This window comes from Cryobacterium sp. MP_3.1, from assembly GCF_035984795.1.
In the GTDB taxonomy this organism is placed as follows: Bacteria; Actinomycetota; Actinomycetes; order Actinomycetales; family Microbacteriaceae; genus Cryobacterium; species Cryobacterium zongtaii.
The window spans coordinates 150,148-173,248 of the sequence record NZ_JAXCHV010000001.1 but is presented as its reverse complement, the minus strand read 5'-3'; the positions used below and the strand labels follow the sequence as shown (position 1 = coordinate 173,248).

Genomic DNA, 23,101 nt, shown 5'->3' with positions numbered 1-23,101 from the left:
CATCGGTTCCGAGGAACCGATGCGCTTTTTCAGTGTCTGACGGGGCTCAGTGCGGCTGAGCGATCAGGTTCTCCGGAACCTCCGCGGCGGCCTCGCCGTCCACGAAGAAATCGGTGTAGTGGCGACCGCGGATGCCGGCGACGGGCACCTCGTCACGACTCGCGCCGGCCAGCGCCAGGCCGAGCGCCGACGCCTTGTCGGTGCCGGACACAACGAGCCAGATGCGCTCGGACGAGTTGATCACCCATCGGGTGAGGCTGAGCCGCTCCGAAGGCGGCTTGGGGGAGTTCAGCACCGCGATGACCGTGAGGTCGTTCTCCCGGATACCCTGCATGTGCGGGAAAAGCGAGGCGATGTGGCCGTCAGGCCCGACACCGAGGAAAGTGACGTCGAACTGTGGCACCAGGGAATCCGGCGCCGCCTTGGTCTTGAGCTCGGCCGCGTAACGATCGGCGGCGGCATCCAGGTCCAGGCCCTCATCCGATGCCGGGAACGAGTGCACGTTCGCTGCGGGGATGTCGATATGGTCCAGCAGTGCCGCACGCGCCTGTACCTCGTTGCGGTCGGCGTGCGCGCGGGGAACCCAGCGCTCGTCGCCCCACCAGAAGTCGATCTTGGCCCAGTCCACGCTGTCGCGGTCGGGGGAGGCGTTGATGGCCTCGAGTACACCGGTTCCAACGGTCCCGCCGGTCAGGACCACGTGGGCATGTCCCTGCTCGTGCAGGATGTCGGCCATCTTGGTGATGAATCGGGCGGCGACCGAGTCGATCAGGGCCGACTTGTCGGCGTGTACAAGCACGCGCCTGTCGTGTGTCATGAGTGGTCTCCGGTCGATGTAGTGGGACCCGCCAGTTGGGGCAGGCCGCGGGTGATGACCTCGCCGTACAGTTCGTCCGGGTCGAGGCGGCGCAGCTCGTCGCTCAGGCAGTCGCGCAGGCTGCGGCGCTTGAGGGTCAGGTCCTGCACGGGCTGGCCGGACTGCGTGAGGGTGGCGATGCCGGGGACCTCGCGCTCGAGCGAGATCACCCCGGACGCCCGGGTGAGGTGCACGCCGTGGATGCCGTTCGCGTGCTGGCCCGACGTGAGTTCGTAGTCGACCGGCACCTGCAGCTGCAGCTGCAACCAGGCCGCGAGGAGGGTGGTCGAGGGGGAGTCCAGCGCGCCGCTGACGGACACGGCGGTGATGGACTCGTACGGCGGCTGGTCCAACACCGCGGCGAGCTGCGCACGCCACAGGGTCAACCGCGTCCAGGCGAAGTCGGTGTCACCCGGCCGGTAGGTGGAACAGATGCGCGTGAGAGCGGCCTGCGGGTCCGGCTGAGCGGACGCGTCGGTGATTCGCCGGTAGGCGATGCGTCCCAACGGCGACTCGGCGGGCACCGCAGGGGCCTCGCCGGGCCACCAGGCCACGACCGGGGCGTCAGGCAGCAGCAGCCCGGTGACGAGGCTCTCCGGGTCGCTGGCGGCGTCACCGTAGGCGCGCAGCACGATGACCTCGCTCGCGCCGGCGTCTCCGCCGACCCGGATCTCGGCGTCGACCCGGGGTTCGTGGGCTGCGGTGCCCTCTGCCTGGGTGGAGAGCACGATGACCCGCATCGGGTGCTCACGTGACGCATCGTTCGCGGCCTCAATGGCATCTTCCTCGTGGCCGAGCTCGGCCGCGATGATGAGGGTGAGCACCCGGCCGAGGGCGACAGCGCCGCCCTCTTCCCTGATGCGCACCAGTGCCTTGGAAATCTTGGCCGTGGTGGTGTCCGGCAGATCGACGATCATGGGCGTCTCCAGTTCCGGCCGTCTCGTGACAGCAGTTCGTCGGCTGATGCGGGCCCCCAGGTTCCGGGTCGGTATTGTTCCGGCTGGCCCTGGGTGGTCCAGAATTCCTCGATCGGGTCGAGAATCTTCCAGGACAACTCGACTTCCTCGTGGCGGGGGAAGAGCGGCGGGTCGCCCAGCAGCACGTCCAGGATCAGACGTTCGTAGGCCTCGGGGCTGGCCTCGGTGAACGCGTGACCATAGCCGAAGTCCATGGTCACGTCGCGCACCTGCATGCCGACACCGGGAACCTTCGACCCGAACCGGATCGTGACACCCTCATCGGGCTGGACCCTGATGACCAGGGCGTTCTCGCCCAGTGCGGCCGTCTGGCTCTTCTCGAAGAGGTACTGCGGTGCCCGCTTGAAGACAACGGCGATCTCGGTGACCCGGCGGCCGAGGCGCTTGCCGGCGCGGAGATAGAACGGCACACCCGACCAACGCCGGGTGTCGATCTCGAGGCGCAGAGCGGCGTACGTTTCGGTCAGCGACTCGGGGTTCATGCCGTCTTCCTCGAGGAACCCGAGGATCTTCTCGCCACCCTGCCAGCCGCCGGCGTACTGGCCACGGGCGGTCCCCGTTGCCAGATCTTCCGGCAGGCGCACGGAGGCGAGGACTTTTTCCTTCTCGGTGCGCAGGTCGGCGGCGTCGAAGGAGATGGGCTCCTCCATCGCGGTGAGCGCCAACAGCTGCAGCAGGTGGTTCTGGATGACGTCGCGGGCGGCGCCGATTCCGTCGTAGTAGCCGGCACGTCCGCCGACGCCGATGTCCTCGGCCATGGTGATCTGCACGTGGTCGACGTAATTGGCGTTCCAGATCGGTTCGTACAACTGGTTCGCGAAGCGCAGCGCGAGGATGTTCTGCACCGTCTCCTTGCCCAGGTAGTGGTCGATGCGGAACACCGAATCGGCCGGGAAGACCGACTCGACGACGTCGTTGAGCTCGCGAGCCGTTTTGAGGTCGCTACCGAACGGCTTCTCGATGACGACACGTCGCCATTGACCGTTCTTCTGCTCGGCCAGGCCGGACCTGCGCAGCTGCTCCGTCACCTGGGGGAACGCCTTCGGGGGGATCGACAGGTAGAACGCATGGTTGCCCATGGTTCCCCGCTCACGGTCGAGCTCCTCAATGGTTTCCTTGAGGAGCTCGAACGCGGCGTCGTCGTCGAAGGTGCCAGGCACGAAGCGGATGCCCTCGGCCAACTGGGCCCAGACATCCTCGTGGAACTCGGTACGTGCGTACTCCTTGACGGAGTCGTGCACCACCTGCATGAAGTCCTGGTTGTCCCAATCCCGGCGGGCGAACCCGACGAGGGCGAACCCCGGCGGCAAAAGCCCCCGGTTTGCCAGGTCATAGACGGCGGGCATGAGTTTCTTCCGCGACAGGTCTCCGGTAACGCCGAAGATGACGAGGCTGGAGGGCCCCGCGATCCGGTTCAGGCGATAGTCGGAGGGCGAACGCAACGGATTGAACTCCGGGGTGATTTCCACCGGGGACATGCAGCTCCTTCGAGGATTTAAAGCGGTACGGCGCGAAGACGTGACTTAGCGGAGCGCGTTGAACAGCGTGCTGATGTTCGCGGCCGGGTCGGTCAACGTCAGGGTGAGCACGGGGCGACCCTTGTCGGCGAGGACGCTGGCGTCGCCACCGGCCTGAGCCTGGATGAGCTCGCCGAACGTGAACGGACGGTCCGGGATGTCGAGGTCCTCAGCGGGGGTGCTGAGGATCTGCAGGAACACACCGGTGGGGGTGCCACCCTTGTGGAACTGACCGGTGGAGTGCAGGAACCGGGGTCCCCAGCCGAACGTGACCGGGCGCTTGGACAAGGTCGCGAGCAGACCACGCAGCTCGGCGAGCTGGGGGAGCGCCAGACGGTCCACGTAGGCCTGCACGGCAACGTACCCGTCGGGGCCGAGTTCCTCCAGCAGCGCGTCGATGGCGCTGGCCAGGTCGCTCGCGGCACCGATCACGTGGGGCGTGCCGCGAACCTCGATGCCGTCGGAGATGAACGCGGCGGGTTCCGGCTCCGGACGCGAGTCCAGGAGGCCCCGGGTCGCGATCTTGGCGGATTCGACGTCCGGCTGGTCGAACGGGTTGATCCCCAGCAACCGGCCGGCGATGACCGTCGCGTATTCCCAGACCAGGAACTGGGCGCCGAGGGTTCCGCTGACGCGGATCTCGTCTGCACCGTCGTGGTCGACGAAGACCTCGTCACCGGCATCGGCCACAACGCGCACGATCTGCACGTCGGGCAGCGCCGCGGTCAGCTCCGGTGCGTCAAGATCGAGCACGACGGGCAGGATGCCGGTCCCGATCTTGCCGGTCGACTCGGCGATGAGCTGTTCGGCCCAGTCGGCGAAACCCACGATGTGGGTGCCGTCGGCGACGATGGCCAGCTTGTCCCGGCGGGGACTGGTCGAGGCGATGGCCGCACCGAGGATCAGGCCGGGGTTGTCAACGGAGTCGACCGCCAGCGCCAACGAGACCGCTTCGGCCTCGTCGAGCAGCTGTCCGATGTCGACGCCGGCCAGACCGGACGGCACCAGGCCGAACGCGGTCAGCGCCGAGAAACGACCGCCGACCGTCGGGTCGGCGTTGAAAACGCGGTAGCCGGCCTCGGTCGCGGACGCCTCGAGAGGCGAGCCGGGATCGGTGACCACGATGATGCGGTCAACGGGGTCGATACCGAGGTCCCGGAATGCGCGTTCGAAGACACGGCGCTGGCTGTCGGTCTCGACGGTCCCGCCCGACTTCGATGACACCACGAGGGCGGTGGACTCCAGTCGGTCGTTGAGGGCCGCGAGCACCTGGCCGGGGTCGGTGGCGTCGAGCACCGTCAGGTCCACGCCGGCCGTGAGCGTGATGACCTCTGGTGCGAGCGACGAACCGCCCATGCCGGCCAGCGCGATGTGGCTGACGCCCTTGGCGTGCAGTTCCTCGCGCAGGGCGAGGATCTCGGCGACGAGGGGACGCGAGGTCACGACGGACTCGGTCCAACCGAGCCGCTTGCCGGCTTCTTCTTCGGCCTCCGGACCCCACAGGGCGGGGTCCAGTGACGTGATGCCGGAGGCGACGAGGTCGGCCACGAGGGTCGGCACCACGGTGCGCACGGCCTCAGCGGCCGCGCCGCTTACCGAGATGTGGAAGCTCACTTGGCGGCCTCGAGTGCTGCCGTGACGGTGTCCAGCAGTTCGTTCCAGGAGATGATGAACTTCGAGACGCCTTCCTCTTCGAGGACGCGGGTCACGTCGTCGTAGGAGACACCCTGCGCGGCGATGGCGTCCAGGACGGCGTTGGCTGCCTCGTAGGCGCCGGTGACGGCGCCTTCGACGATGACACCGTGGTCGAAGGTGGCCTCGAGGGTCTTCTCCGGCATGGTGTTGACGACCTCGGGGGCGACCAGTTCGGTCACGTAGAGGGTGTCGGGCAGGTCGGCCGACTTGACGCCGGTGGATGCCCAGAGCGGACGCTGCTTGTTGGCGCCGGCCGCGAGGAGCCCGGAGGCACGCTCGGTGGTGAAGGACTGCTCGAAGACCTGGTAGGCCAGCTGGGCGTTGGCGACGCCGGCCTTGCTCTGCAGGGCGAGGGCCTCCTCGGTGCCGACGGCCGCGAGGCGCTTGTCGATCTCGGTGTCGACACGCGACACGAAGAAGGACGCCACGGAGTGGATCGTCGACAGGTCGATGCCGGCAGCCTTGGCCTTCTCCAGGCCGCTGAGGTACGCGTTGATGACAGCGCGGTACCGCTCGAGGCTGAAGATCAGGGTGACGTTGACGCTGATGCCCAGGGCAATGGTCTCGGTGATGGCCTCGAGGCCTTCGATGGTCGCGGGGATCTTGATCATCGCGTTCGGACGGTTGACCTTGTTCCAGAGCTGCTGAGCCTGGGCGAGGGTCTTCTCGGCGTCGTGGGCGAAGCCGGGCTCGACCTCGATCGAGACGCGGCCGTCGAAGCCCTTGGTGGCGTCGTAGATCGGGCGGAAGATGTCGCAGGCTGCGGCGACGTCATCCGTGGTGATCTCGAACACGGCGTCGGTGACGGTGGTGCCGGCGGCGGCCAGCGTGGCCACCTGGGAGGCGTACGCCTCGCCCTTGCTCAGCGCGCCGGCGAAGATCGTCGGGTTGGTGGTGACGCCGACGACGTTCTTTTCGGCGATGAGCGTCTTCAGTCCGCCGGACTGGATGCGCTGGCGGGACAGGTCGTCCAGCCAGATGCTGACGCCGGCGGCCGAGAGTGCGGCGGTGGGGGTGGTTTCAGTCATGAAAATCAAATCTCCTTGAATGCTGCGCTAATGGGTGTCGCGCTCAGAGCGCGGCGAGGGATTCTTTGGCGGCGGCGACGACGGCTTCGGTGGTGATGCCGAATTCGCGGAACAGGGTCTTGTAGTCGGCCGACGCACCGAAGTGCTCGATCGAGACGCTGCGGCCGCGGTCACCGACGTACTTGTGCCAGGTCAACGCGATTCCGGCCTCAACCGATACCCGGGCGGTGATCGCCTTGGGCAGAACGGATTCGCGGTATTCGGCGGACTGCTCCTCGAACCATTCCAGGCTCGGCACCGAGACGACCCGCGCGTTGATGCCGTCGGCCTTCAGCGCCTCGCGGGCGGCGACAGCGAGCTGCACCTCGGAACCGGTGGCGATCAGGATGACATCGGGGGTGCCGTTCGGTGCTTCGGCGAGCACGTAAGCGCCCTTGGCGACGTTCTTGGCCGAGGCGAACGTTTCGCCCGTTGCGTCACCGTCTCCGCGCTCGAACACCGGGATGTTCTGGCGGGTCAGGACGATGCCGGCCGGGCCGTTGCGACGCGTAAGGATCGTCTTCCAGGCCCAGGACACCTCGTTGGCGTCGCCGGGGCGCACCACGTCGAGTCCGGGGATGGCGCGAAGCGACGCGAGCTGTTCGATCGGCTGGTGGGTGGGGCCGTCCTCGCCGAGGGCGACGGAGTCGTGGGTCCAGACGAAGATCGACGGCGCCTTCATGAGCGCGGCCAGACGCACGGCAGGGCGCATGTAGTCGCTGAAGATCAGGAACGTGCCACCGAACGGGCGGGTGTTTCCGTGCAGCACGATGCCGTTGAGGATCGCGGCCATCGCGTGCTCACGGATGCCGAAGTGCAGGACGCGGCCGTACGGGTTACCGGTCCACTCACCCGTGGAGTGCTCGCTCGGAATGAACGAGGCGGAGTTGCTGATGGTGGTGTTGTTCGACTCGGCGAGGTCGGCGGAGCCGCCCCACAGCTCGGGGATGACAGGGCCGAGTGCGTTGAGCACCTTGCCGGACGACGCGCGGGTGGAGACCTCGGTCCCGGCCTCGAAAACGGGCAGGGCCGCCTCGACACCGTCGGGCAGGTCGCCGGAGAGGATGCGGTCGAGCAGGATCTTGCGCTCCGGGTTCGCTGCGGCCCACGCGTCGAAGCGCACGGTCCACTCGGCGTGCTGCTCTGCACCACGGTCGAGGGCCTTGCGGGTGTGCGCGATGACCTCGTCGGACACCTCGAAGGTCTTCTCGGGGTCGAAGCCGAGGATTTCCTTCACGCCAGCGAGTTCCTCGGCGCCGAGGGCGGAGCCGTGGATCTTGCCGGTGTTCTGCTTCTTCGGGCTCGGCCAACCGATGATGGTCTTGAGGATGATCAGCGACGGCTTGTCGGTGACGGCCTTGGCCGCCTCGATGGCGTCGTTGAGAGCGGCGACGTCTTCGACGTATTCGCCGGTCTTCTTCCAGTCCACCGTCTGCACGTGCCAGTGGTAGGCGTCGTAGCGGGCCGCGACATCCTCGGTGAAGGCGATGTTGGTGTCGTCCTCGATCGAGATCTGGTTGGAGTCGTAGATCGCGATGAGGTTGCCGAGCTGCTGGTGACCGGCGAGCGAGGACGCTTCGGCGGTGATGCCCTCCTGCAGGTCGCCGTCGCCGGCGATGACGTAGACGAACTGGTCGAACGGGCTGGTGCCGGCCGCGGCCTCGGGGTCGAACAGGCCGCGTTCAAAACGCGACGCGTAGGCGAAGCCCACGGCGGAAGCCAGTCCCTGGCCGAGCGGACCCGTGGTGATCTCGACACCGTCGGTGTGGCCGTACTCGGGGTGGCCGGGGGTCTTGGATCCCCAGGTGCGCAGGGCCTTGAGGTCGTCGAGCTCGAGGCCATAGCCGCCGAGGTACAACTGCACGTACTGGGTGAGTGAGCTGTGGCCGACCGAGAGGACGAACCGGTCGCGGCCGATCCACTCGTTGTCAGCGGGATCGCGACGCATGACCTTCTGGAACAGCAGGTACGCGGCCGGGGCAAGGCTCATGGCGGTACCCGGGTGGCCGTTCCCGACCTTTTCCACGGCGTCGGCCGCGAGGATGCGGGCGGTGTCAACTGCCCTGTTGTCGATGGAATCCCACTGCAATGCTGCCACGTGAACTGACCCTTCTGAATCCGTCAAGGCGGCACGCTCATTTTCCCGCGCCGCTGGAGAGTAATTGCCCGCCGACGTCGTTATCGGCATCGAGGTGCGCAAGAGAGTGCCCGTTTCAGGTGGCTCACGGATGCATGCACCTTAGATTGGCGAGCCATTCAAGTATACGGACCCCGGCTTGGTGACGTTGTTTCGCGAGCATTGCGGCGATGTCGCACTGAAGACCCTGGCGTGAGAGACGGCAGGATGATCTAGAATTGCGGCAATATGCGAAGCGCACGAGAAGCACCCGAGATGGCCGAGAACCCCCGTGAAGAGGGGGTGACGGATCGTAACGAACGGATCCGGAACACCATCCGAGCGTACATTTCGTTGACCAAGCCTCGCGTCGTCGAATTGTTACTCGTCGTGACGGCCCCGACGATGATCCTGGCAACCGGGGGCATCCCGGACCTGTGGCTGGTGCTCGCCACCCTCATCGGCGGTGCGCTCAGCGCGGGCTCGGCCGGTGCGTTCAACTGCTACCTCGACCGCGACATCGACCGCCTGATGAACCGCACCAAGGGCCGTCCGCTGGTCACCGGCGAACTCACCGACCGACAGGCCCTGGTGTTCGCCTGGGTGCTCGGCGGCATCTCGATCGCCTGGCTGGCCCTGTTCACCAACTGGGTCGCCGCGGCGCTGTCGCTGGGCGCCATCCTGCTCTACGTGGTCTTCTACACGATGATCCTCAAGCGCCGCACCGCGCAGAACATCGTCTGGGGCGGTGTCGCCGGCTGCATGCCCGTGCTGATCGGCTGGGCTGCCGTGACCGGCGACCTGTCCTGGCCGCCGTTCATCCTGTTCATGATCATCTTCCTCTGGACCCCGCCGCACTACTGGCCGCTGTCGATGAAGTACCGCGACGACTACCAGGCTGCCGGAGTGCCCATGCTGTCAGTGGTGCGCGGACGCGCGCAGGTCGGCCTGCAGGTCATCCTGTACGCCTGGGCCACCGTGGCGTGTTCGCTGCTGCTGGTGCCCATAGCCGGAATGGGACTGCTCTACACCCTGGTAGCGGTCGGTTCAGGTGCCTGGTTCATCTACGAGACCCACCGCCTCTACAACCTCGCCATCCGCCACGAGCACGTGTCGCCGATGCGGGTGTTCCACGGTTCGATCGCGTACCTCACCCTGGTCTTCGTCGCCGTGGGCGTCGACCCGCTGCTGCCCTTCTAAGCGGGCCCAGCTCCGAGCCGGGCCACGCGCTCTCTCGGGGCACGCCGACCGCGAAAGCGGGGGAGGTGGCTGCTTAGAGCAGGCTGAGGTGACCGTGTCACCGCTCTCGCGGATCCTGGAGCGCAGGGGAGCGAGTGTGCGGCGCGGGTCAGCGGGCGAGAGACTCGGCGGGGGCTTGCGGCACCGGGGGAGCGTCCGACACCGCGGGCTGCTTGAGGTTCAGCACCACGGCGGTCATCGCCGCCGCGAGCACGCAGGCCAGCACCATGTGGATACCGACGAGGATGGCTGGCAGGCCGAGGTTGGCCTGGATGAGGCCGACGGCGGTCTGGGCGATCTCGACCGCCAGGAGCAGCACGACCCAGCGGCGCACCGGAAGGCGGCGGGTGACGGCCCAGACGACCAGGACGACGGTCAGGGCCACGGTGACGTAGGCGGGCCAGCTGTGCACGTGCTGCAGCAGCTCGGAGTCCAGCCCGTTGCGGGGCGCGTCGGCGTCGCCGGCGTGCGGCCCGGAGCCGGTGGTGAGGATGCCGACGGCGATGGTGACCGCCACGGCGAAGCTGGTGAGGTGCGTCACGATCAGGAATCCGAGCGGGACCACCCGCTCGCGCGGCCCCGGCGTGGTGTACAGCCTGTAGACGAATGCCGTGCAGAGGCCGACCAGGCCTACGGAGATCACGAAGTGCAACCCGACCACGTACGGGTTCAGCTGGGTGAGCACACTGATTCCGCCGATGACGGCCTGAGCCGGGATGCCCAGACCGGCCAGCAGGGTGAGCCGGAACAGGTCCGGGCGGCTGCGTCGCATCCGCAGCACGGCAACGAACGCGGCGATCGCCACGAGGCCGAGCAGAACACCCAGCAGTCGGTTGCCGAACTCGATCACACCGTGGATGCCCATCTCGGGCGTGTTCACGATCGAGTCGGCCGTGCACTTGGGCCAGGTGGGGCAGCCGAGGCCGGAGCTGGTGAGGCGGACGAGCCCGCCGGTGCCGACCAGGAAGATCTGCGCGGCGAGGTACACCCAGCCGAGCACCCTCAGGCGACGGTCCACTTGGGTGGGCAACCACTCGATAATCCGGTTCACGGGTTCTGCTCCCTGCTGGTGCGCGCGTATGTGAATACGCCGGGTCGCACTACTAATACGATCACTAGCCTGTAGAATTAGGTGTTTCACGGGCTCCGTGTGCGCGACGTTCACTCGTCCAACGCCGCACGATCGGCCCTATTCATCTTAGGTACGCAACATAGCCATCCACACAACTCACGCGCGCACCGCCGTGCACGTCCGACCAAACGGTCGGCCGATGCACTCGGTATGGGAATGACCGGACTGATATCCGGGTTGATGTGGGTAGGAGAAGAGGTAAAGATGTCTGACGTATTGCTGAACCGACCCGAGCTTGACGGGCTGGGGGTCTACGAATTCGGCTGGTCCGATTCCGACGCTGCCGGCGCCTCCGCCCGCCGCGGTATCTCGCCCGAGGTTGTCACCGACATCTCGAACCTCAAGCAGGAACCGGCCTGGATGCTGGAACGCCGGCTGAAGGCCCTGGCCCTCTTCGAGCGCAAGCCCATGCCGACCTGGGGAGCAGACCTCTCCGAGATCGACTTCGACAACATCAAGTACTTCGTGCGGTCGACCGAGAAGCAGGCCCAGACGTGGGAAGACCTGCCCGACGACATCAAGAACACCTACGAGAAGCTCGGCATCCCCGAGGCCGAGCGTATGCGCCTGGTCTCCGGCGTCGCCGCCCAGTACGAGTCCGAGGTGGTCTACCACCAGATCAACGAGGAACTCGAAGCCCAGGGCGTCATCTTCATGGACACCGACACCGCGCTCAAGGAGCACCCGGAGTTCTTCGAGGAGTACTTCGGCAGTGTCATTCCGTCCGGTGACAACAAGTTCGCCGCGCTGAACACCTCGGTCTGGTCCGGCGGGTCCTTCGTCTACGTGCCGCCCGGCGTGCACGTGGAGATCCCGCTGCAGGCTTACTTCCGGATCAACACCGAGAACATGGGCCAGTTCGAGCGCACGCTGATCATTGCCGACGAGGGCAGCTACGTGCACTACATCGAAGGCTGCACCGCCCCGATCTACAAGTCGGACTCGCTGCACTCCGCCGTGGTGGAGATCATCGTGAAGAAGAACGCCCGCGTTCGCTACACGACGATCCAGAACTGGTCGAACAACGTCTACAACCTGGTCACCAAGCGCGCCACGGCCGCCGAGGGCGCCACCATGGAGTGGATCGACGGCAACATCGGCTCCAAGGTCACCATGAAGTACCCGTCGATCTACCTGATGGGGGAGCACGCCAAGGGCGAAACCCTGTCCGTCGCCTTCGCCGGCCCCGGCCAGCACCAGGACGCCGGCGCCAAGATGATCCACATGGCTCCGTACACCCAGTCCTCGATCGTCTCCAAGTCGATCGCCCGCGGCGGCGGTCGCGCCGGATACCGAGGCGAGGTGCGCGTTGATGCCACGGCACACCACTCCGCCAACACCGTGCGTTGCGATGCCCTGCTGGTCGACACCCAGTCGCGTTCGGACACCTACCCGGCCATCGACATCCGGGTCGACGACGTTCAGCTCGGCCACGAGGCCACCGTCTCGCGGGTCAGCGAAGAACAGCTTTTCTACCTGATGAGCCGCGGCATGCCCGAAGACGAAGCGATGGCCATGATCGTGCGCGGCTTCATCGAACCGATCGCCAGGGAGCTCCCGATGGAGTACGCCCTCGAACTCAACAAGCTCATTGAAATGGGCATGGAAGGATCCGTCGGCTAAATGTCCGCCGCCTCGACTTCAACAGCACCCACGTCCTCACCAACCTCGTCAGAGGCTCTGCCCACCGCGGAGCAGCACGGCATCAAGGAGCACTCGGACGGACGCTTCGGCTTCGTCCCCGTGCAGACCAGATCCGCCAGGTTCAAGAGCTTCGACGTCGCCGACTTCCCCGCCGTCACCGGCAGGGAAGCGGTCTGGAAACTCTCACCGGTTGCCAAGTTCACCGACCTCACCGGCGGGGTTCTGGACGGCTCGGCCTATGACATCGACACGGCGTCGCACGCCGACGTCGACGTCTCCTGGGTCGACCGCGCCGATTCCCGCATCGGCACCGCCGGCGCGCCGGAAGAACGCGCCGCCGCCAACGCCTGGAGCAGTTTCGAGGCGGCCCTGGCCATCACCGTCAGCGGCGAGGAAGCCAAGGAGGTCACGCTCACCCGGGCGAACCTCGGCTCCGCGCCCCGTGCCGCGCACACCATCATCGAGGCCCGGCCGTTCAGCCAGGCCGTCGTGATCCTGCAGAACACCGGCGACGCCCGCATCTCCGAGAACGTCGAGATCATCGTGGGCGAATCCGCGAACCTCACGGTCGTCACCGTGCAGGAGTGGAGCGCCGACGCCGTACAGCTGGCCAACCACTTCGCCACCATCGGCCGCGACGCCCGCCTGAAGCACGTTGTCGTCTCCCTCGGCGGCGGCATCGTGCGGGTCAACCCGTCGGTCCACCTCGCCGGTCAGGGCAGTGACACCGAACTGTTCGGCCTGTACTTCGCCGACGCGGGCCAGCACCTCGAGCAGCAGGTATACGTCAACCACGACGCACCGAACAGCCGCAGCCGGGTCACCTACAAGGGTGCCCTGCAGGGCACCGGCGCCCGCACCGTGTGGATCGGCGACGTACTGATCGGCCGCACCGCGCCGGGCACCGACAGCTACGAGCAGAACCGCAACCTGGTCCTCACCGAAGGCACCAGGGCGGACTCCATCCCCAACCTGGAGATCGAGACCGGCGACATCCTCGGTGCCGGTCACGCCAGCGCCACGGGTCGCTTCGACGACGAGCAGCTCTTCTACCTGCAGTCCCGGGGCATCGGCGAAATCGAGGCACGACGCCTCGTCGTCCGCGGCTTCCTCAGCGAAATCGTGCAGCACATCGGATCGAAGCCGCTCGAGGAGCGCCTGCAGGGCGCCATCGAAGACGAGCTCCGCGGAACAGAAGGCAACTGAACATGGCGTCCACCAAGATTTGCGCACTCGACGAACTCGAACCCAACGAGGCCATCAAGGTTGAGATCGGCGGCGTGAACATCGCCGTCGTCCGTGACTCCCACGGGGCCGTCTTCGCCATCGGCGACACCTGCACCCACGGCGACATCTCGCTGTCGGAGGGCTTCGTCGAGGGCGACACCCTGGAATGCTGGGCGCACGGCTCGAAGTTCTCGCTGCAGACCGGGCGTCCCCTGACCCTGCCGGCCTACGAGCCCGTTCCCGTCTACAAGGTCGACCTGATCGACGGCGACGTCTTCATCGATCCTCTGGTCACCATCGCCGTTTGATGCGCCCCGCCGAATAGGCACAGCCGCAGCCGGCCCCACACACTGAAGCCCGCACCACGCGGACAACGAAAGAGATACTGAAAAATGTCTGTTCTTGAGATCAAAGACCTGCACGTCAGCGTCGAGACCGACCAGGGCACCAAGCAGATCCTGCGCGGCGTCAACCTCACCATCAACGAGGGCGAGATCCACGCGATCATGGGACCGAACGGTTCCGGCAAGTCCACCCTGGCGTACACGATCGCCGGTCACCCGAAGTACCACGTCGACAGCGGTTCAATCCTGCTCGACGGCGCAGAAGTGCTCACCATGACGGTCGACGAACGCGCCCGCGCGGGCCTCTTCCTGGCCATGCAGTACCCCGTCGAGATCCCGGGCGTCACGGTGACCAACTTCCTCCGCACGGCCAAGACCGCCATCGACGGCGAAGCGCCGGCGATCCGCACCTGGATCAAGGATGTCCGCGAGTCGATGGCCAAGCTGCGCATGGACAAGAGCTTCGCCGAGCGCAACGTCAACGAAGGCTTCTCCGGTGGCGAGAAGAAGCGCAACGAGATCCTGCAGCTGGAACTGCTCAAGCCCAAGTTCGCCGTCCTCGACGAGACCGACTCCGGCCTCGACGTCGACGCCCTGAAGATCGTGTCGGAGGGCGTGAACCGGGCCAAGGAGAACACCGGCCTCGGTCTGCTCCTGATCACGCACTACACGCGCATCCTGCGGTACATCAAGCCCGATTTTGTCCACGTGTTCGTGGACGGACGGATCGCCGAGCAGGGTGGCCCGGAGCTTGCCGACCGTTTGGAAGACGAAGGCTACGATCGTTTCCTCGCCGAGACGCCCGTAGGCTAGAGCCATGGTTTCGACACTCACCCCGGCGCGCTTCGACGAGATCGAAGAGGCCCTCAAGGATGTCATGGACCCGGAACTCGGCATCAATGTCGTGGACCTCGGGCTCATCTACGACCTCGGTTGGGACGACGAGAATGATGCCCTCATCATCCACATGACTCTCACCTCGGCCGGCTGCCCGCTCACCGATGTGCTCGAGGAACAGACCGCAGAGGCGCTGGACGGCGTCGTGGAGCAGTTCCGTATCAACTGGGTGTGGATGCCGCCGTGGGGTCCGGAGAAGATCACCGACGACGGCCGCGACATGATGCGAGCCCTCGGCTTCGCGATCTGACCGACCTCAGCACCCGCACTACCTGTCCCGCGCCGGGACGGATGCCGCCGCATCCGTCACCCGGCGCGGTTCGTGCGTTAACCGGCGTCGCCGTGCGATCCAGGGGCGGGTGCCGCGCCAAATCGTGCGCTGGAACAACATGCCAAACGATGGAAGGGTATTCTATTCTGATGGACACCCCACGAACACGCAGCCAGATCCGCCGAGACCTTCAGACGGCGGGCACCCGGGGGGACATCGTCACGGCCGCCGCCGACCTGATGAGGGAGCACGGCTATGCGGGCACGTCCATCGCCGCCATCGCCGAGCGCGGCGGCGTGGCCGTCCAAACCATCTACAACACCGTCGGCTCAAAGGTGGATGTGCTTGCCGCGGTTCTCGCCGCGGCCAACACCGCATCGAGAGCCGCCGGACGTTCCGTGGCCGAGCTCGCCGCCGGCATCAGCGGGGCCGCAACACCGGCCGCGGCCGTCGGGGCCTTGGCCGGCTGGATCGCCGCCGACAACGAACGGGCCGCGCCGCTCTACCGGGTGGTGAACGAGGCTGCCGGAACCGACCCCGAAATCCACGAACTCGAAGTCACCATGGCCGCCCGGAGTCTGCACGCCTACGCCGAAGCCGTCGGCGCCCTCCGCGCGCAGTTGGGCCTGCGGTCCGGCCTGAGCGACCACGAGGCGGCGACGTCGATCTGGGCCCTCGGGCACCCTCAGGTGTTTCACACCCTCGTCGTCGGGTTGGGCTGGTCGCGGGAAACCTACACGGCCTGGCTGCGATCCGCGCTGCCCGGAGTGCTGCCGAGCGGGCGGTTGCCGGCCCGGTGAACCCGCCTCGGCAGTACCGGTTCCGACACTTCGGCTCAGAAACGGCGCGCGAGCAAATATACTGGTGAATTGGCCACGTTCGGCCGTCTCCCACGACTCCCCTCTGAATGGACTATTGCTGTGCTCAGTGTGCAAGATCTCGAAATCCGAGTTGGGGCGCGCGTCCTCATGGAGGACGTGAGCTTCCGGGTGTCCGCCGGCGACAAGATCGGCCTGGTCGGCCGGAACGGCGCAGGCAAGACCACGCTGACGAAGACCCTGGCGGGGGAGACCATGCCGACCAAGGGCAAGATCGAGCGGTCAGGTGAGATCGGGTACCTGCCGCAGGACCCCCGCTCCGGCGACCCCGACATGCTCGCCCGCACCCGCATCCTCGATGCCCGTGGGCTCGGCACCATCTCGCTCGGTCTCACCCAGGCCGGCATCGAGATGGGCTCGACCGACAGCAAAACCAGCGAACGGGCGATGAAGCGCTACGGCACCCTCACCGACGAGTTCAACGCGCTCGGCGGCTACGCGGCCGAGGCCGAAGCGGCGTCGATCGCCAGCAACCTGAACCTGCCCGACCGGATCCTCGACCAGCCACTGCGCACCCTCTCCGGTGGCCAGCGCCGTCGTATCGAACTGGCCCGCATCCTCTTCTCCGCCGCTGAGACCATGATCCTCGACGAGCCCACCAACCACCTGGACGCCGATTCAGTGGTGTGGCTGCGCGAGTTCGTGAAGAACTACCGTGGCGGTTGCATCATCATCAGCCACGACATCGAACTCGTCGGCGACACCGTCAACCGGGTGTTCTACCTCGATGCCAACCGCATGGTCATCGACATCTACAACATGAACTGGAAGAACTACCAGCGCCAGCGCGTCGCCGACGCCGACCGTCGTAAGAAGGAACGCGCCAACGCAGAAAAGAAGGCGTCGACCCTGCAGCTGCAGGCCGCCAAGTTCGGCGCCAAGGCCAGCAAGGCCGCCGCCGCGCACCAGATGGTCGCCCGCGCCGAGAAGCTGCTCTCCGGCCTCGACGCCGTGCGCGCCGTCGACAGGGTAGCCAAGCTGCGCTTCCCCGAGCCTGCCCCGTGCGGTCGTACCCCGCTGATGGCCACCGACCTCTCGAAGAGCTACGGCTCGCTGGAGATCTTCGCGGCCGTCGACCTCGCCATCGACCGCGGCTCCAAAGTCGTCATCCTGGGCCTCAACGGTGCCGGTAAGACGACCCTGCTACGGATGCTCGCCGGCGTGGACAAGCCTGACACCGGCGAAATCGTGCCGGGTCACGGCCTGCGGATCGGTTACTTCGCCCAGGAACACGAGACCATCGACGTGAAGCGCAGCGTGCTTCAGAACATGATCTCCTCCTCCCCGAACATCACCGAGATGGAAGCCCGGCGAGTGCTCGGTTCGTTCCTGTTCACCGGCGACGACTCGCACAAGCCTGCCGGGGTCCTCTCCGGTGGAGAGAAGACCCGTCTGGCCCTGGCCATGATCGTGGTCTCCGGCGCCAACGTGCTGCTGCTCGACGAACCCACCAACAACCTGGACCCGGCCAGCCGTGAAGAGATCCTGGATGCCCTGGCGCACTTCACCGGCGCCGTGGTGTTGGTCAGCCACGATGAGGGTGCTGTTGAGGCGCTGAACCCCGAGCGGGTGCTCATCATGCCCGACGGCACGGAGGACCACTGGAACAAGGACTACCTGGACCTGATCACGCTGGCCTGATGCAACCCAAGAAAACCCGCCGTCCCTCACGGGGCGGCGGGTTTTTTCGTTTCCCGGCGAGCTGACCGGGTCAATGCCGCTGATCGATCAGCTCGTCCTCGATCTCGGCGTCGCTGCGCGGCCTGGCCGCCTGGCGACGGGCACGCTCAGCGGCCCGGTCCTGCTCCTCCGGGACGTCGGCGTTGACGGTGCGATACTCCTGCCGGGCGGCCCAGCCGAGACCTATGAAGGCCATCAGGGCGAAGACGAACCACTGGAAGGCGTAGGAGAGGTGCGGGCCCTCATCGCGGACCGGGCGCGTGACGGCCGTCGGCCGGTCGGCTGGAGCAGGGTCCTCCGATTTCATCAGGCCATACGCACCGGTGTAGGTCTCGGTGCCGAGGCGCTCGGCGATCTCGGTCAGGTTGATTGTGGCGATCTGGTTGCCGCTGGCGCTGCGCCCGGCCAGTGACGGCTCGCCCTGCTTGAGGCGGGCGATCACGGTGACCTCACCGGAGGGGGCCTGGGGTACGGCGTCCGGTGCGTTCTGGTTCTCGCCGGTGGGAATCCAGCCGCGGTTGACGATGAAGACATCACCGTTGGTCAGCAGCAGGGGAGTGAGTACCTCGAATCCCGGGTTGATGTTCAGCGGCCGGTTGCGCACGAGGAGTTCCTCGTCGGTGAGATAGGTCCCGGTCAGTGTGACCGGCAACCACTTCTGGGATTCCTCGAAGGAGTCCAGCGTGGGCAGGGCCTCGGTGATCGGCACCCCCTCGGCGTCGAAGTTCGCATCCACCCGGCTGATCTCGGCCTGCGCCTCCGCACGGCGGGCGAGCTGCCAGGTGCCCAGCCCCGAACACACGACGGCGAACACGATCGTGAGCGCGAGGTAGCCGGCCCATTGCCTGGAGAGCAGGAACCGCCAGCCGTTCACGCCGGTTCCGCTTCATCGAGCGTGAGAGCACTCACCCGGAGGGGGAAATCGCGGGTCAGGAGAAAGTCACGCAGGAACTCGAGGTGCTCGTCGCAGGCCAGCCAGGTCTTGACCCGGTCCTCCGCGTGGATGCGGGGATTGCGCCAGTCCAGGCGCCAGAGCGCGGTGTCCCGGCAGCCGGCGCGGGAGCAGCTGGTCGTTTCCGGTGCTGCGCCGAATCCAATCACCGGGGGTCCTTGCTGTCGTGTGGAGCGCTGTCGTGTGGAGCGCGGCCGTGTGGAGCGCTGCCGTCTGTGCTGCTGTCATCCGGCCCGGTCGCGCCGGGGCGGGGGAGCACGGCCACCGCGCCGGGACGCAGCACGGCCTGGGACCGTTGGTCGCCATGCACGTTCGCGGCGATGACCGCGAAGTACGGCAGCAGGATGGCCCCGAGCGCGCAGACCACCAACCACCAGCCCTGCACGAAAAGCATCATCACGATACACACCATGCGAATGCCCATGGTCACGGTGTACCGGATCATGCGGCGTCGCCGCTCCTCCTCCGGCGACAGAGGGAGCGTCGTAATCGACTGCTGCTGCTGCTTCATCATGCCCATCGCTCAACTGACGGTGACGATCTCAACCGTCCGGGGTCCCATTACGCCTGTCTACGCGCTGATTCAAGACTACGTCCACTGTCCGTTCCCCGGGTCCGCTCACGGGACGCTCTAAGCTGAATGAATCTGTGCCCGCCGATCGGCGGGCGTTCCCACTGAAAGGACCGCGCCATGGCGACCGCACGAACAGTTCTGGTAACGGGAGGCAACCGCGGCATCGGCTACGCCATCGCCGAGGAATTCCTCGCCAAGGGCCACAGGGTCGCCATCACCGCCCGCTCAGGCGAAGGCCCGGCCGGAAGCCTCACCGTGCGTGCAGACGTCACCGACTACGCCTCCATCGATGCCGCCTTCACCGAGATCGAGGCCGCATACGGCCCGGTGGAGGTCGTCGTGGCCAACGCCGGAATCACCAAGGACACCCTGCTGATGCGTATGTCGGAGGAGGACTTCACCTCGGTCATCGACACCAACCTCAGTGGTGCGTTCCGGGTGGTGAAGCGGGCCTCGAAGGGCATGCTCAAGGCGAGGTTCGGCCGGATCGTGCTGATTTCCAGCGTCGTGGGCCTCTACGGTTCCGCCGGGCAGGTCAACTACTCGTCGTCCAAGAGCGGCCTGGTCGGCCTGGCCCGGTCCGTCACCCGCGAACTCGGTGCCCGCGGTATCACCGCGAACGTTGTCGCCCCCGGTTTCATCGAGACCGATATGACGGCGGCGCTGCCCGAGGCGCAGCAGGCCGAGTACAAGCGCAACATCCCGGCCGGCCGGTTCGCGTCCCCGAGCGAGGTCGCCCGGGTAGTCAGTTGGATCGCCGGTGACGACGCGGCGTACATCTCCGGCGCCGTCATCCCCGTCGACGGTGGACTGGGCATGGGCCACTAGGCCGTAGCCGCCGACCGCCGACGACTGGACCGACCCGGGCAACCCCGGGTCGGGTCAGCCGCGCAGACCCAGCAGCGGCAGTACCTGGCTGAGGTCGGCGGTATCGATGACCAGGTCGGCCGAGCGGCGGACCACGGGTTTGGCGTTGAAGGCGACTCCGAGGCCGGCCACCCGCATCATGGTGAGGTCGTTGGCACCGTCCCCGACGGCGACGGTCCCGCACAGGTCGATGCCGTCCAGGGCCGCCCATTCGGTGAGCGCGTGCGCCTTGGCCGTTGCATCGATGATCGGACCGATCAGACCGCCGGTCAACCGGCCGTCCCGCACCTCGAGACGGTTGGCCCGCCAGTGGTCAAGGCCCAGGGTTTCGGCCAGCGGGTCCAGCAGTTCGTGGAAGCCGCCCGAGACGACCCCGACCCGGCTACCGCCGGCGTGTAACCCGTCGATGAGCGCGCGCACCCCGGTGGTGGGGCGGATAAGTGCGCCCACCTCGGCGAAGACATCCGTTGACAGACCGGCCAGGGTGGCCACCCGCTGCCGCAGGCTCGCCGCGAAATCAAGCTCGCCGCGCATGGCGCGGTCGGTCACCTCGGCCACCAGGGCGAGGGAACCGGCCGCGTCGGCGAGAAGCTCGATGACTTCGTTCTCGATGAGGGTCGAATCGGCATCAAGGACGACGAGGAATCGGGCTGCAGGGATCACGGGTGGACGTGCACGCCCTTGCCGACCACGGTGATCCCGGATTCGGTGACGCTGAAGCCCCGCGCGAGGTCACGGTCCCGGTCGACGCCGATGGCGGCGCCCTCCGCAACGATGACGTCCTTGTCGAGGATGGCGCGGTGCACGACGGCGCCCGGACGGATCTGCACCCTGTCGAACACGATCGAGTCCACCACGTGGGCGCCGGAGTCGATGACGGCCCACGGGCCGACGACGCTGCGTTCCAGGTGCGCGCCGGAGATGACGCAGCCCAGCGACACTATGGAGTCGATGGCGGTGCCGAGGGAGCCCTTGCTGTCGCGCACGAACTTGGCCGGCGGAGAGTTCAGCTGCTGGCTGAAGATCGGCCAGCTCTGGTTGTACAGGTTGAACACCGGCAGGGCGGAGATCAGGTCCTGGTGGGCCTCGAAGAACGAGTCGATGGTTCCCACGTCGCGCCAGTAGTAGCGGTCGCGGTCGGTCGACCCCGGCACGTCGTTGCGCTGCAGGTCGTATACACCGGCCTCACCACGTGAGACGAAGTCGGGAACGATGTCACCACCCATGTCGTGGCTGGAATCGGTGCGTTCGCCGTCGCGGCGCACGGCCTCGATCAGGGCATCGGCGTTGAAGACGTAGTTGCCCATCGAGGCGAAAACCTCGTGCGGCGCGTCGGCGAGCCCGACGGCGTCCTTGGGCTTCTCCAGGAAGTCCTTGATCCGGTCCGGGGTGGCGGCATCCACTTCGATGACGCCGAACTGGTCGGCCAGACCGATCGGCTGGCGGATGGCGGCGACGGTCGCCTGCGCACCGGACGCGATGTGCGCCTCGATCATCTGAGAGAAGTCCATCCGGTAGACGTGGTCGGCACCGACCACGACGACGATGTCGGGCTTCTCATCGTGGATGAGGTTCAGGCTCTGCAGGATGGCGTCGGCCGAGCCGCTGAACCAGCGCTTACCGAGCCGCTGCTGGGCCGGGACCGAGGCGATGTAGGAGTTGAACAGGCCCCCGGACACGTGCCAGGTCTGCGAGACGTGGCGGTCGAGGCTGTGTGACTTGTACTGGGTGAGCACGACGATCTGGGTGACACCGGAGTTGATCAGGTTCGACAGCGCGAAGTCGATCAGACGGTAATGCCCTCCAAACGGCACAGCTGGCTTAGCGCGGTCTTCGGTCAACGGCATCAGCCGTTTCCCCTCGCCGCCTGCGAGAACGATTCCAAAGATCTTCTTGGCCTTCATACCTTCACAGTAGGGCCATACGGGGGGAACGACCAGCGTGTGGGGGTGTGTCCGTCGTTCAGCCTGCGCTAGTTTTACTGCATGCGCGTCGATCTGCTTACCAAGGAATACCCGCCCGAGATCTACGGAGGAGCCGGCGTCCACGTCGCCGAGCTGGTCAAGGCCCTCCGTACCGACATCGATGTCACCGTGCGGTGCTTCGGTGCCCAGCGGGCCGAAGCCGACACCTTCGCCTACGGCGTCCCGGCCGAACTCGCCGACGCCAACGCCACGCTGACCACGCTCGGCGTGGACCTGCAGATGGCCCAGGACGTGCAGGGTGCCGATGTGGTGCACTCACACACCTGGTACGCCAACGGTGCCGGCCACATCGCCAAGCTGCTGCACGGCGTGCCCCACGTCGTCACGGCGCACAGCCTCGAGCCACTGCGCCCGTGGAAGGCCGAGCAGCTCGGCGGCGGTTACCGCGTGTCGAGCTGGATCGAGAAGACCGCCTTCGAGGCGGCGGACGCCGTCATCGCTGTCAGCGGCGGAATGCGCGCCGACATCCTCCGCAGCTACCCGGCGCTGGATGAGTCGCGGGTGCACGTCGTGTACAACGGCATCGACCTCGACCGGTGGAAGCCGACCACCGACGATGACGTCGTTCGCGCCCTGGGGATCGATCCCGACCGGCCTTCCGTCGTGTTCGTCGGCCGGATCACCCGCCAGAAGGGTCTGCCGTACCTGTTGCGTGCGGCCGCCCTGTTGCCGCCGGAGGTGCAGCTCGTGCTGTGTGCCGGCGCCCCCGACACCCCCGGCATCCTCGCCGAGGTGACCGAGCTGGTCGAGGCTCTGCAGCGCGAACGTTCCGGTGTGGTGTGGATCGACAGGCTCCTTCCGCAGCACGAACTGTCGGCCGTGCTCACCGCCGGAACCGTTTTCGTCTGCCCGTCGGTGTACGAGCCGCTGGGCATCGTCAACCTTGAAGCCATGGCCTGCGGTCTGCCCGTCGTCGGCACCGCGACCGGCGGCATCCCCGAGGTCGTGGCGGATGGCGTGACGGGACGTCTGGTACCGATCAACCAGCTCACCGACGGCACCGGCACCCCGACCGACCCTGACATCTTCGTGTCCGATCTGGCCAGGACCCTCACCGAGGTGTTGGCCGACCCCGCCCTGGCGGCGCAGATGGGCCGCGCCGGCCGGGTGCGTGCTGAGGAAATGTTCAGTTGGGGTCAGATCGCCGCGAGCACTCGGGAGATTTACGCCGCGCTGCTCTAGC

22 protein-coding genes are annotated in these 23,101 nt (G+C 66.8%); 10 read left to right on the top strand and 12 right to left on the bottom strand.

Going from position 1 to position 23,101, the window contains the following annotated elements; all coding sequences use genetic code 11:
• Positions 1-46: 46 nt before the first annotated feature.
• The 6 genes from pgl to tkt are packed head-to-tail and all read right to left on the bottom strand — an operon-like array spanning position 47 to position 8,210.
• On the bottom strand, positions 47-817 hold the full coding sequence (gene pgl / locus RCH12_RS00815) for a 6-phosphogluconolactonase (RefSeq protein WP_103431862.1): 771 nt from the start codon (positions 815-817) through the stop codon (positions 47-49).
• On the bottom strand, positions 814-1,773 hold the full coding sequence (locus RCH12_RS00810) for a glucose-6-phosphate dehydrogenase assembly protein OpcA (RefSeq protein ID WP_088456244.1): 960 nt from the start codon (positions 1,771-1,773) through the stop codon (positions 814-816). Before RCH12_RS00810 ends, pgl begins: the two co-directional genes overlap by 4 nt.
• On the bottom strand, positions 1,770-3,311 hold the full coding sequence (gene zwf, locus RCH12_RS00805) for a glucose-6-phosphate dehydrogenase (RefSeq protein WP_088456243.1): 1,542 nt from the start codon (positions 3,309-3,311) through the stop codon (positions 1,770-1,772). The genes RCH12_RS00810 and zwf overlap by 4 nt, the downstream gene beginning before the upstream one ends.
• A gap of 45 nt (positions 3,312-3,356) precedes the next feature.
• Entirely contained in the window at positions 3,357-4,964 is a 1,608-nt protein-coding gene (locus RCH12_RS00800) for a glucose-6-phosphate isomerase (RefSeq protein WP_327015767.1), read from the bottom strand.
• Complete coding sequence (tal, locus tag RCH12_RS00795; RefSeq protein WP_103431860.1) at positions 4,961-6,073, bottom strand: transaldolase; 1,113 nt, start codon at positions 6,071-6,073, stop codon at positions 4,961-4,963. The genes RCH12_RS00800 and tal overlap by 4 nt, the downstream gene beginning before the upstream one ends.
• Before the next feature lie 43 nt (positions 6,074-6,116).
• Positions 6,117-8,210, bottom strand: coding sequence for a transketolase (tkt, locus tag RCH12_RS00790; RefSeq protein ID WP_103431859.1), 2,094 nt, complete (start codon positions 8,208-8,210; stop codon positions 6,117-6,119).
• A gap of 294 nt (positions 8,211-8,504) precedes the next feature.
• On the opposite strand from tkt, the gene RCH12_RS00785 reads away from it, so the two are divergent.
• Entirely contained in the window at positions 8,505-9,428 is a 924-nt protein-coding gene (locus RCH12_RS00785; protein WP_103431858.1) for a heme o synthase, read from the top strand.
• 148 nt (positions 9,429-9,576) lie between these two features.
• On the opposite strand, the gene RCH12_RS00780 is transcribed toward RCH12_RS00785, so the two are convergent.
• Positions 9,577-10,518, bottom strand: a complete 942-nt coding sequence (locus tag RCH12_RS00780) for a COX15/CtaA family protein (protein ID WP_327015766.1) — start codon at positions 10,516-10,518, stop codon at positions 9,577-9,579.
• Positions 10,519-10,803: 285 nt separating this feature from the next.
• On the opposite strand from RCH12_RS00780, the gene sufB reads away from it, so the two are divergent.
• The 7 genes from sufB (at position 10,804) to RCH12_RS00745 (ending at position 17,501) form a co-directional block, all read left to right on the top strand.
• Positions 10,804-12,222: a Fe-S cluster assembly protein SufB gene (gene sufB / locus RCH12_RS00775; protein ID WP_088456237.1), complete on the top strand. Its 1,419-nt coding sequence runs from the start codon at positions 10,804-10,806 to the stop codon at positions 12,220-12,222.
• A complete protein-coding gene (gene sufD / locus RCH12_RS00770) occupies positions 12,223-13,449 on the top strand; it encodes a Fe-S cluster assembly protein SufD (protein ID WP_327015765.1) in 1,227 nt (408 codons plus the stop codon). It abuts the gene before it with no gap.
• A gap of 2 nt (positions 13,450-13,451) precedes the next feature.
• Positions 13,452-13,778 carry a non-heme iron oxygenase ferredoxin subunit gene (locus RCH12_RS00765; protein WP_088456235.1) on the top strand — a complete coding sequence of 109 codons (327 nt, stop codon included), beginning with the start codon at positions 13,452-13,454 and terminating at the stop codon, positions 13,776-13,778.
• An 84-nt stretch (positions 13,779-13,862) separates the two neighbouring features.
• The gene (gene sufC / locus RCH12_RS00760) at positions 13,863-14,627 is read left to right on the top strand and encodes a Fe-S cluster assembly ATPase SufC (protein ID WP_088456234.1); all 765 of its coding nucleotides are present in this window, start codon (positions 13,863-13,865) and stop codon (positions 14,625-14,627) included.
• Between the two features lie 4 nt (positions 14,628-14,631).
• Complete coding sequence (locus RCH12_RS00755) at positions 14,632-14,961, top strand: metal-sulfur cluster assembly factor (RefSeq protein ID WP_088456233.1); 330 nt, start codon at positions 14,632-14,634, stop codon at positions 14,959-14,961.
• A 170-nt stretch (positions 14,962-15,131) separates the two neighbouring features.
• On the top strand, positions 15,132-15,782 hold the full coding sequence (locus tag RCH12_RS00750) for a TetR/AcrR family transcriptional regulator (protein ID WP_165789111.1): 651 nt from the start codon (positions 15,132-15,134) through the stop codon (positions 15,780-15,782).
• Between the two features lie 120 nt (positions 15,783-15,902).
• The gene (locus RCH12_RS00745) at positions 15,903-17,501 is read left to right on the top strand and encodes an ABC-F family ATP-binding cassette domain-containing protein (protein ID WP_088456231.1); all 1,599 of its coding nucleotides are present in this window, start codon (positions 15,903-15,905) and stop codon (positions 17,499-17,501) included.
• A gap of 70 nt (positions 17,502-17,571) precedes the next feature.
• Here the strand turns inward: RCH12_RS00745 and RCH12_RS00740 are convergent, their stop codons facing one another.
• Genes RCH12_RS00740 through RCH12_RS00730 form a run of 3 tightly spaced genes read right to left on the bottom strand, consistent with a single transcriptional unit; the run spans position 17,572 to position 19,006 of the window.
• On the bottom strand, positions 17,572-18,414 hold the full coding sequence (locus RCH12_RS00740; RefSeq protein ID WP_327015764.1) for an SURF1 family cytochrome oxidase biogenesis protein: 843 nt from the start codon (positions 18,412-18,414) through the stop codon (positions 17,572-17,574).
• Positions 18,411-18,641: a hypothetical protein gene (locus RCH12_RS00735; RefSeq protein ID WP_088456229.1), complete on the bottom strand. Its 231-nt coding sequence runs from the start codon at positions 18,639-18,641 to the stop codon at positions 18,411-18,413. The genes RCH12_RS00740 and RCH12_RS00735 overlap by 4 nt, the downstream gene beginning before the upstream one ends.
• Positions 18,638-19,006 (bottom strand): DUF3099 domain-containing protein, encoded by a 369-nt coding sequence (locus RCH12_RS00730; RefSeq protein WP_327015763.1) that lies wholly within the window; start codon positions 19,004-19,006, stop codon positions 18,638-18,640. Before RCH12_RS00730 ends, RCH12_RS00735 begins: the two co-directional genes overlap by 4 nt.
• A gap of 177 nt (positions 19,007-19,183) precedes the next feature.
• On the opposite strand from RCH12_RS00730, the gene fabG reads away from it, so the two are divergent.
• Positions 19,184-19,894 (top strand): 3-oxoacyl-ACP reductase FabG, encoded by a 711-nt coding sequence (gene fabG / locus RCH12_RS00725; protein WP_088456228.1) that lies wholly within the window; start codon positions 19,184-19,186, stop codon positions 19,892-19,894.
• A gap of 54 nt (positions 19,895-19,948) precedes the next feature.
• On the opposite strand, the gene serB is transcribed toward fabG, so the two are convergent.
• Complete coding sequence (gene serB, locus RCH12_RS00720; RefSeq protein WP_103431852.1) at positions 19,949-20,596, bottom strand: phosphoserine phosphatase SerB; 648 nt, start codon at positions 20,594-20,596, stop codon at positions 19,949-19,951.
• Complete coding sequence (locus RCH12_RS00715; RefSeq protein ID WP_088456226.1) at positions 20,593-21,837, bottom strand: glucose-1-phosphate adenylyltransferase; 1,245 nt, start codon at positions 21,835-21,837, stop codon at positions 20,593-20,595. Before RCH12_RS00715 ends, serB begins: the two co-directional genes overlap by 4 nt.
• 81 nt (positions 21,838-21,918) lie before the next feature.
• Here RCH12_RS00715 and glgA point away from each other — a divergent pair, with 81 nt between their 5' ends.
• Entirely contained in the window at positions 21,919-23,100 is a 1,182-nt protein-coding gene (glgA, locus tag RCH12_RS00710; RefSeq protein WP_103431851.1) for a glycogen synthase, read from the top strand.
• The last annotated feature ends 1 nt before the right edge of the window (position 23,101 follow it).